We start from the raw sequence: 8802 nt of genomic DNA, 5'->3' as shown, positions 1-8802 counted from the left end.
GCGGCATCCGGGGCAGGGCTCGTCTCGACCGAGCACGTCGCGCTGCGCCCACGGGACGCGTCGTTCTGGGTGATGCCGGAGTAGCGTCGCAGCCGCTCAGTACTCGCCCTTGATCACGAAGTACGAGCCGCGGATGGTTCCGGCGAGCTTGGACCTCTGCCGCGCGAACTTGAATGCGCCGAGTTCGTCGGGCACCTCCATGCCGTCGGACAGCTTGAAGCCCACGGCGCGCTTGCCGCCTTCGGCCAGCTCGTAGAGCACGTTGATCGCCAGGCCCGATTCGTAGAAGACGTACGCCCAGCGGATGCCCGGGACCGGCGGCTCGGCGACCTCGAGGGCGGGGGAGGAGATGACGATGCCGCGCTCGTCGGCGAGGATCTTCGTGACCCACGCGAGGGTGTCGGTGCCCTCTGCCGGCTCGGTGGTGAAGTCGATGTCGTACTTGTTGTGGAAGTAGCGCGCCTCGTTGGCTCGGAGACCGGCCAGCGCCTCGACGACCGGTGAGGACTCCAGCCCGACGGTGGACACGGTGGTGAAATCGACGACGTACGACATGGGGCAACGCTATACCGGCGGGCGGTCGCCACGGCAGAATTAGGATCGATCCGTGATCCAGGCGCAGCCGCTCTTCGCCTTCGCGCTCGTGGCGGCCCTGCTGACGATCGTCCCCGGCATCGACACCTCGCTCGTGCTGCGCGGCGCCCTGACCCGCGGTCACCGGTACGGGTATGCGACGGCGTTCGGCATCTGCTGCGGCGCGCTGGTCTGGGGCGTGGCGGCCGCGATCGGAGCGTCGGCCCTGCTGGCAGCATCCGAGATCGCCTATCGCGTGCTGACGCTGGCCGGAGCCGCCTACATGGTCTGGCTGGGCGGGTCGCTGATCTGGAAGTCGTTCCGACGAGGAGCGGATGCCGGTGGCCACGGACTGCCTGTCTCCCGGGCATCCGATTCCCTCGGCCGAGCATGGCTCACCGGTTTCGGGACCAACCTGCTCAACCCGAAGGTGGGCGTGTTCTACCTGGCCACGATCCCGCAGTTCATCCCGCACGGCACCTCGCCGGCGCTGATGGGCGTGGCGCTCGCCGCGGTGCACGCGCTGCTGTCGATCGTCTGGTTCACCGCGATCATCCTCGCGACGGCCGTCGTCTCGCGCTGGCTGCGCAACCCGCGCGCGGTGCGGATCATCGACCGGATCACCGGCACGGTGCTCATCGGTTTCGGCGCGAAGCTGGCGGCATTCCCGCACTGACGGAAGAAGGCCCCCACGTCGGTGGAGGCCTTCAGACGGAGGGGCTGACGGGAATCGAACCCGCGCTGTCTGCTTGGGAAGCAGAAGTTCTGCCATTGAACTACAGCCCCGCACGCCTTGCGGCGCCTGGCCAGCATAACAAACCCTGCAGCCCCATCCGCACGCGGCAGGATCGCGGAGAAGTGCACAAATCGCGGATGCCTGCGGCGGAAAGTCTCCGAGATACTGCAGATCTCCGAAGTTATGACGGCATACGGGGGTCCATGGCACCAAAGTGCCATGGCCCCCGCACAGGTTCATCCTCCAGGCGGACGCGGCAGAGGCATCCGCCGAAATAGCGTCGAAGACATGATCACAGCAGAGGGCCTCGGGAAGAGGTACGGAGACAAGGTCGCCGTGGACGACGTGTCCTTCACGGTGCGGCCGGGGAGCGTCACGGGATTCCTGGGGCCGAACGGCGCGGGCAAGTCCACCACCATGCGCATGATCGTGGGCCTGGACCGGCCCACGACGGGCCGGGTGACCATCAACGGGCAGGACTACCGCAAGCTCAGGGCACCGCTCACCGAGGTGGGCGTGCTGCTGGACGCCAAGGCGGTCCACACCGGAAGGAGCGCCCGCAACCACCTGCGCGCGATGGCCGCCACCCACGGCATCCCGAACTCCCGCGTCGACGAGGTGATCGACATCACCGGCATCGGCTCGGTCGCCCGCAAGCGCGCCGGCGGCTTCTCGCTCGGCATGGGACAGCGCCTCGGCATCGCGGCGGCCCTGCTCGGCGACCCGCACACGCTCATCCTCGACGAGCCGGTCAACGGCCTCGACCCCGAGGGCGTGCGCTGGGTTCGCGAATTCGTGCGCCACGCGGCATCCGAGGGGCGCACCGTGCTGCTCTCCAGCCACCTGATGAGCGAGATGGCGCAGACCGCCGACCACGTGATCGTGCTCGGCCGCGGCAAGGTGCTCGCCGACGCGGCCCTGCCCGACCTCGTGCGGGCCTGGACCACCGCCCGCGTGCACGTCCGCAGCCCGAGGGCAGCGGAACTGGCGGATGCCGTCGCCGGGCGCGACGTCGAGATCGTCACCGCCGATCCGTTCACGCTCGACGTGACCGGACTGCCCGCCTCCCGCATCGGCGACATCGCCGCCGAGCGCGGCATACCGGTGCACGAGCTCACCCCGACCAGCGGCTCGCTGGAGGACGCCTACCTCGCCCTCACCGGCGACTCCGTCGAATACCGCACCCGCGCCGTCCCGCACACGGACGCCCCGCTCGAAGGAGCACTCGCATGACCGCGATCCAGGCTCGCGCCACCCACATCCCCGCTCCTGCCGGCCGGCTGAGCTTCGTGCGCCAGCTGCGCAGCGAGTTCATCAAGCTGGTCACCGTCCGCGGCACGTGGTGGTCGGTCGTGATCGTCGCGGCGATCACCATCGGCATCGCATTCATCGCGACCTCCGCGATGTCGGCTCCGGTCGACAACATGGTGATGGCGGTCGTCTCGCCCGTGCAGTTCACGATGATGCTCGCCGGCATCCTCGGAGTCATCTCCGTGACCGGCGAGTACTCCACGGGCATGATCCGCTCCACCTTCACGGCCGATCCCGTGCGCGGCTCCGTGCTCGCCGCCAAGGCCGTCGTGCTCGGCGCCTTCATGTTCGTCGTGTCGCTGATCATCTTCGGGATCGCAGCTGTGGGCATCAGCCCGCTCGCCGCCTCCAAGGACATCGCCCTGGACTGGTCCGACCCGTCCAAGACGATCGTGCCGATTCTCGCGGCGTCCGCCACCATGGCGCTGTTCGCCCTCCTCGGCGTCGGCCTCGGCTTCCTGCTGCGCTCCGGCGCCGGTGCGATCGCCGTGACCGTCGGCATCCTGTTCGTGCTGCCGATCATCGTCTCGATGCTCGGGATGTGGCTGCACGACGTGGAGTGGATCACGAACCTGGGCAACTACCTCCCGGCCGCCGCCACGCAGAACGTGATCCTGCCGTTCGACGGCGCCGCGCTCACCGTGCCCGAGGGCTGGGTGACGCTCGCCGCGTGGCCCGCCGCCGCCCTGCTGGCAGCCTGGGCCGTCGTGCGCGGACGGGATGTGTGACCCGCGCACGTAGAGTCGACAGCGTGACCCCCAGCCGCAGCTCCGCCGTCCCCCGGGACGAGGAGCTGCGGCTGCCGCGTCCGCCCGGCGTGATCCGTCGGTTCTGGGCGCGGCATCCGCTGTTCGCCGACATCCTCATCGCCGTGCTCTGTCTGCTCGTCTCGGTGGGCACCAGCACGATCCCCGCGCCCGGCACGCCGCCGGCACCGCCTGCGGAGGTGGTGGTCGCGGTGCTGATGGTGACCGGATCCAGCGTGCTGCTGGTGTGGCGGCGCCGCTGGCCGGTCGCGGTCCTGGTCGCGGCGATCGCCACCGACGTGACGCTGCTGTTCGTCATGCGGTCGGCGGGCGCACCGCTGTTCGCCCTCGCGCTGTACGCGCTCGCGGTGTACCGCTCGGTGCGAGCCGCGTGGATCGGCCTGGGCGCCGGCACCCTCGTCGTCAGCGGTCTCGCGTTCGCGTGGCTCGGGTTCGGTGGCATCGACCTGCAGGCCGCGGTCAACACGGCGCTGTCCGTCGCCGTGCCCGGCCTGATCGCGACCCTGATCGGCATCAACGTCGGCAACCGCAAGCGCTACGTCGAGGCGATCATCGACCGCTCGCGCCAGCTGCTCGTCGAGCGCGATCAGCAGGCCCAGCTGGCCGCCGCCGCCGAGCGCGAGCGGATCGCCCGCGAGATGCACGACATCGTGTCGCACTCGCTGACCGTCGTCGTCGCGCTCTCGGAGGGCGCCGCCGCGACCCCCGATCGGGATCGGGCGCGGGATGCCTCGGCGGCCGCCGCCACCACCGCGCGCAACGCGCTCGCCGAGATGCGCTCCATGCTGGGCGTGCTGCGCGACGGCGATGCGGATGCCCCGCTCGCCCCGCTCGAGCCCGCGAGCCCCGCAGACACCGTTGCCGCCGCACGGACCGCCGGCTTCACCGCGTCCCTCGCCGTCAAGGGCGAACCCGACACCGCCCCGGCCTTGCGGTTCGCGATCGGCCGCATCGTGCAGGAGGGCGTCACCAACGCCATGCGGCACGCCCCCACGACGCACGCCATCGACGTGCGCATCGACTACGACGCCGCACCGATCATCGTCGAGATCGTCAACGACGGTGCCGCGGATGCTGCTGCCGAGGGCGGCTTCGGTCTCCGCGGACTCGCGGAGCGCGCCGCGCTGCTCGGCGGCATCCTCGTCTCCGCTCCGGCCGGGGGAGGGCGTTGGATGCTGCGCGCCGAGCTGCCGCACATCGCCCCCGGTCCTTCGGCGGACTCGGAGATCCAGGAGATTTCGCAGGAGGAATCATGACCGACCCGATCCGCGTGCTGCTCGTCGACGACCAGGCGCTCATCCGCATCGGCTTCCGTCTGGTGCTCGAGGCCGAGCCCGACATCGTGGTGGTCGGCGAGGCCGGCGACGGCGGTACGGCTCTTGCGCAGACCGCCGCGCTCGCGCCTGATGTGGTGCTGATGGACGTGCGGATGCCGGGCATGGACGGCATCGCCGCGACCGCGGAGATCGTGCAGCGGCATCCGTCGGTCCGGGTGCTCGTGCTGACGACGTTCGACCTGGACGAGTACGCGTTCGGCGCGATCCGCGCCGGGGCCAGCGGGTTCCTGCTGAAGGATGCCGAGCGCACCGAGCTGGTCGCCGCCGTGCGCGCCGTGCACCGCGGCGACGGCGCCCTGGCTCCCCGGGCGACGCGGGCGCTGCTCGATCAGCTCGCCCCGCACCTCGGCGAGGCCGCTCGGCCGGCGGCATCCGATCCCCTCGCCGAGCTCACCGAGCGTGAGCGCGACGTGTTCCACGCCATCGCGCAGGGCCTGAGCAACATCGAGATCGCCGAGCGCCTCTTCCTCAGCGAGTCGACCGTGAAGACGCATGTCGGGCGGGTGCTGGCGAAGCTGGATGCCCGCGATCGCGTGCACGTCGTGATCCTGGCCTATGAGTGGGGGCTCGCCGGCACAGCCTGAGCCACCGTGCTCGCAGGACAGGGACATGGCGCCGGGCTCCGCGCGGGGCCGCCAGCCCGTGGTCAGGCGCGTGCGGGGAGGATCAGCGAGAAACGGGTGGTCTCGTCGCCCTCGAGCAGCAGGTGCCCGCCGAGCGACTCCGCGAGTTCCGCCGACAGCGCCAGGCCGATGCCCTCACCGGAGGTGGCGGTGCGCTGCTCCGGCCGGCGCTGGAAGATCGAGTTCCCGCTGGGCCGTGGGCCCTCATCGGCCACCTGCACGGTGACGTACTCGGCGCGCCGCACGGCATCGATCGTGATGGCACCGCGGCCGTGCTTGATCGCGTTGTGCAGCAGCACGTCGAGGATCTGCGACGCCGCGGCGGGCGCCCAGCCGAGCCCGCCGTCGAACTCGCCCGTGCGGATGCTGCGACCGGTCGCGTTCGCCTGCTGCCGCCACCGCTCCGCTGCGTCACGGATCGTCTGCTCCAGAGGTGCGGAGGGCGATGCCGCCGCCGCCTCGCCACGGGCCATCGCCAGCAGCTGCGTGATGGCATCGGCGAGCCGGTCGATCTCCTGCACGGCGTGCTCGAGCTGCGCCCGCACGACCGGCGGCGTCTCGCCCCACAGCGACAGGTCCTCCAGCTCCAGCCGCACGGCCGTGATCGGGGTGCGCAGCTGGTGAGAGGCGTTGGCGGCGAACTCGTGCTCGCGGCGGATGCGGCGCTCGAGGGTGTCGGCGCTGTCGCGCAGCGCCCGATCGATGGCGGCGGCCTCGGGGAAACGGTACTTCTCGGGCTCCGGGCTCAGGCCACCGGTGCCGAGCTCGCGCGCGGTGCCGGCGAGCTTGACGAACGGTCGCGAGAGGTTGCGCCCGAGCAGGATCGCGCCGAGCACCGAGACGAACAGCAGCACGACGCCGATCAGGATGACGGGCGTCACCGCGTCGCTGACCAGCTGCGTGACGTAGCTGCCCGAGCGCGTCACCGTGAGGGTGCCGCCGCCCTTCACATCCACGGTCTTCCGCAGATCATCGGCGTCCGTGCTCCCGCCGAACCGCACCGTGTCTCCGTCGGCGTCGACATAGGTGACGCCGTCCTCCGGGCGCAGCAGTGCCTCGAACAGGTCGGGCGTCACAGGGCCGACGCGCTCGCGTTCGGACACCAGTGCCGAGAGCAGGACGGCCATCCGATCGACGCGCTGAGCCTGAGAGGACTGCACGAGCTCCGCCGTCATGACGGCGCGCGGGACGCCGTACAGGGCGATGATCATCACCGCCATGCTGACGAAGGCGACGATCAGCCGTCTACGCATCCGGCGCGGCCTCGTCGAGACGGAAGCCCACTCCGCGCAGCGTGGTGATCCGCACGTCGGCGCCGGACTCCTCCAGCTTCTGCCGCAGCCGGGCGATCGTCACGTCGAGGGTCTTCGTCGAACCGAACCAGTTCTCGTCCCACACCTCGTCCATCAGCCGCTCGCGCGTGACGACGACTCCCCGGCGCGCGTCGAGCTGGGCGAGCAGATCGAACTCCTTGGTGCTCAGCGGCACCTCCCGCCCGGCTGTCGTGGCACGGCGGGACTCGACGTCCACCAGCAGAGCGGATGCCTGGGGCGCGGCACACACGGCATCCGCCGGCTTCTCCTTCGCGACCGCACCCGCGCGGCGCAGCAGCGCGCGCAGCCGCGCGAGCAGCTCGGCCAGCGCGAACGGCTTGGCGATGTAGTCGTCCGCTCCGACATCCAGGCCGACCACGCGGTCCAGCTCGCCGTCGCGTGCCGTGAGGATGACGATGCCTCCCGCGAAGTCCTGCTCGCGCAGACGCCGGCACACGTCCAGGCCGTCCATGTCGGGCAGTCCCAGATCGAGCACGACCAGATCGACGTCATCGCCCGCGCGCTCGAGCGCGGCCGCGCCCTCGGCGACGCGCTCGACCACGTATCCCTCGCGGTCGAGCGTGCGCATCAGCGGCACCGCGATGCCGTCGTCGTCCTCCACGACCAGGATGTGTCGTCCCACGTGGTCGAGGCTATCAAGGTCGTCGTCATCCGATATGCCGGTGTGCATCATCAGAATCCCTCCTCCTGGGCATCCGCGGGTGCGACCGTCGGCGTCGGCGTCGCCGGTGCCGGCTCAGTCGCGGGGGCGGTGAGGGTGGTGCCCGTGCTCATCGCTGCGGCCTTCGCCGTCGTCTCGTCGATCCGGCGGTTCGAGACGACCGCGGAGGTGGCGGTGTTGCCGCCGACATCGGTCGCGATGGCGCGGAACGAGTACATGCCGCGGGGGAGTGAGGTGGTCGCGAACCGGCAGCTGTACGGCGCCTGCGTGATCGTGCAGGCGGTGGTCCAGCTCGACGTGCCGTTCGGCGCGTACTGGATGACTACCGACGCGATGCCCGAGTGCGGGTCGACTGCGGATGCCGCGAGGGTCACCGTGCCGCTCAGCGGAGTGCCGGGATCGGTCATGGTCACGACTGGCGGCGTGTTGTCGACGATCACGCCGGAGACCACGGGTGAGTAGACGGTGGAGCCGAGCAGCGGGGTGGCCGTCGTCCGCAGGTCGTAGACGCCGCTGGCGATCGAGGTCGTCTGCCAGGAGGCGGAGCAGCCCGATGCGCTCAGGAAGCTCGTGCAGCTGGCGGCGGTGCTCCACTGTCCGGTGCCGGCCGCGGAGTACTCGAACCGGATCGTGTATATGGCGAGTGCGGAGGCGTTGCGCAGATTCGCCGTGAGATTCACCGGGCCGCGCAGGACCTGTCCGGGATCAGCGAGTGTGACCCCGAAGGAGTTGCCGACGAAGGTGCGCACGACCGTCGAGACGGCGGAGTTGCCCGATCGGTCGGTCGCCACGGCGCGCAGGTCGTAGGGGCCGTCGGCGACAGCAGCGGTGTTCCACGTGCAGCGGTACGGCGCGGCGGTGGCCGTGCACAGGGGCGTCCACGCCGCGGCGCCCGTCGCCTGCATCTGCAGCGTCACGCCGGCCACCCCGGTGTCGGCGTCGGTCGCGTTCGCGACGACGGTCACCGATCCCTTGAGCATCGCCCCCGGATCTGTCAGCGAGACCGTCGGCGGGGTCCAGTCGACGGCGGCGGATGCCGTGCTGACGGCATTCGAGGACTGCGACGTGTACGCGGCGGTGGAGAAGCCGCCCTCATTCAGTGCGGACGCGGCGATGAGGATGCACGCCAGCGCGGCCAGGGCCGTGTTGCGCAATGCGGTGCCGATCATCGCTGCTCTCCTTCCTTGTCGTACTCACGACGCTACGAGGCGGCCGGTTACAGCCCGGCTACAGGCGTGCCTCAACGCGGACACAGTCCCGACGCGACGGCGTCGGGACTGTTTCTGTCGTGTCGGGGCTGCTTGTCGGCAGCGGCCGGTCACGAGGTGGCGGTGGTCTCGAGGACCACGGCGGTGGATGCCGCCGTCGTCGCCGGCTCGGATGCTGCGTCTCGCCGTCGCGGCCGGTTCTCTCGCAGCCCCCTCATGAGGTCACGCAGGAACAGCAGGGCGATGAACGCG

At 70.7% G+C, this 8802-nt stretch carries 9 protein-coding genes and 1 tRNA gene; 5 read left to right on the top strand and 5 right to left on the bottom strand.

What is annotated here, in order from left to right; all coding sequences use genetic code 11:
* Nucleotides 1-96: 96 nt before the first annotated feature.
* Nucleotides 97-555 carry a phage tail protein gene (locus tag BGN97_RS00705; RefSeq protein ID WP_292697156.1) on the bottom strand — a complete coding sequence of 153 codons (459 nt, stop codon included), beginning with the start codon at nucleotides 553-555 and terminating at the stop codon, nucleotides 97-99.
* A 52-nt stretch (nucleotides 556-607) separates the two neighbouring features.
* Between BGN97_RS00705 and BGN97_RS00700 the strand changes: the two genes are divergently transcribed.
* Complete coding sequence (locus BGN97_RS00700; protein WP_292697154.1) at nucleotides 608-1249, top strand: LysE family translocator; 642 nt, start codon at nucleotides 608-610, stop codon at nucleotides 1247-1249.
* 39 nt (nucleotides 1250-1288) lie between these two features.
* Here the strand turns inward: BGN97_RS00700 and BGN97_RS00695 are convergent.
* Nucleotides 1289-1359, bottom strand: a tRNA-Gly gene (locus BGN97_RS00695).
* Between the two features lie 238 nt (nucleotides 1360-1597).
* Here BGN97_RS00695 and BGN97_RS00690 point away from each other — a divergent pair.
* From BGN97_RS00690 to BGN97_RS00675, 4 genes are read left to right on the top strand one after another with little or no spacing between them, the layout of a single operon-like run.
* The gene (locus BGN97_RS00690) at nucleotides 1598-2542 is read left to right on the top strand and encodes an ABC transporter ATP-binding protein (protein WP_292697152.1); all 945 of its coding nucleotides are present in this window, start codon (nucleotides 1598-1600) and stop codon (nucleotides 2540-2542) included.
* On the top strand, nucleotides 2539-3348 hold the full coding sequence (locus BGN97_RS00685) for an ABC transporter permease (protein WP_292697150.1): 810 nt from the start codon (nucleotides 2539-2541) through the stop codon (nucleotides 3346-3348). The genes BGN97_RS00690 and BGN97_RS00685 overlap by 4 nt, the downstream gene beginning before the upstream one ends.
* 23 nt (nucleotides 3349-3371) lie before the next feature.
* Nucleotides 3372-4643, top strand: coding sequence for a sensor histidine kinase (locus BGN97_RS00680; protein WP_292697148.1), 1272 nt, complete (start codon nucleotides 3372-3374; stop codon nucleotides 4641-4643).
* Nucleotides 4640-5308: a response regulator transcription factor gene (locus BGN97_RS00675; RefSeq protein WP_292697146.1), complete on the top strand. Its 669-nt coding sequence runs from the start codon at nucleotides 4640-4642 to the stop codon at nucleotides 5306-5308. The genes BGN97_RS00680 and BGN97_RS00675 overlap by 4 nt, the downstream gene beginning before the upstream one ends.
* A 62-nt stretch (nucleotides 5309-5370) precedes the next feature.
* Here the strand turns inward: BGN97_RS00675 and BGN97_RS00670 are convergent, their stop codons facing one another.
* The 3 genes from BGN97_RS00670 to BGN97_RS00660 are packed head-to-tail and all read right to left on the bottom strand — an operon-like array spanning nucleotide 5371 to nucleotide 8511.
* Nucleotides 5371-6600 carry a HAMP domain-containing sensor histidine kinase gene (locus BGN97_RS00670; RefSeq protein WP_292697144.1) on the bottom strand — a complete coding sequence of 410 codons (1230 nt, stop codon included), beginning with the start codon at nucleotides 6598-6600 and terminating at the stop codon, nucleotides 5371-5373.
* Nucleotides 6593-7303: a response regulator transcription factor gene (locus BGN97_RS00665; protein WP_292697142.1), complete on the bottom strand. Its 711-nt coding sequence runs from the start codon at nucleotides 7301-7303 to the stop codon at nucleotides 6593-6595. Before BGN97_RS00665 ends, BGN97_RS00670 begins: the two co-directional genes overlap by 8 nt.
* Before the next feature lie 50 nt (nucleotides 7304-7353).
* The gene (locus tag BGN97_RS00660) at nucleotides 7354-8511 is read right to left on the bottom strand and encodes an Ig-like domain-containing protein (RefSeq protein WP_292697140.1); all 1158 of its coding nucleotides are present in this window, start codon (nucleotides 8509-8511) and stop codon (nucleotides 7354-7356) included.
* Nucleotides 8512-8802 lie beyond the last annotated feature (291 nt).

The sequence above is a fragment of the Microbacterium sp. 69-10 genome, assembly GCF_001897945.1.
Classification (GTDB): domain Bacteria; phylum Actinomycetota; class Actinomycetes; order Actinomycetales; family Microbacteriaceae; genus Microbacterium.
The sequence above is the reverse complement of the archived record's forward strand: the minus strand, read 5'-3'. Positions and strand labels throughout refer to the sequence as shown.

Coding starts and splice junctions, on each gene's coding strand:
- BGN97_RS00705 (WP_292697156.1), bottom strand. CDS start 555: ATGTCGTACGTCGTCGATTTCACCACCGTGTCCACCGTCGGGCTGGAG.
- BGN97_RS00690 (WP_292697152.1), top strand. CDS start 1,598: ATGATCACAGCAGAGGGCCTCGGGAAGAGGTACGGAGACAAGGTCGCC.
- BGN97_RS00670 (WP_292697144.1), bottom strand. CDS start 6,600: ATGCGTAGACGGCTGATCGTCGCCTTCGTCAGCATGGCGGTGATGATC.
- BGN97_RS00685 (WP_292697150.1), top strand. CDS start 2,539: ATGACCGCGATCCAGGCTCGCGCCACCCACATCCCCGCTCCTGCCGGC.
- BGN97_RS00660 (WP_292697140.1), bottom strand. CDS start 8,511: ATGATCGGCACCGCATTGCGCAACACGGCCCTGGCCGCGCTGGCGTGC.
- BGN97_RS00675 (WP_292697146.1), top strand. CDS start 4,640: ATGACCGACCCGATCCGCGTGCTGCTCGTCGACGACCAGGCGCTCATC.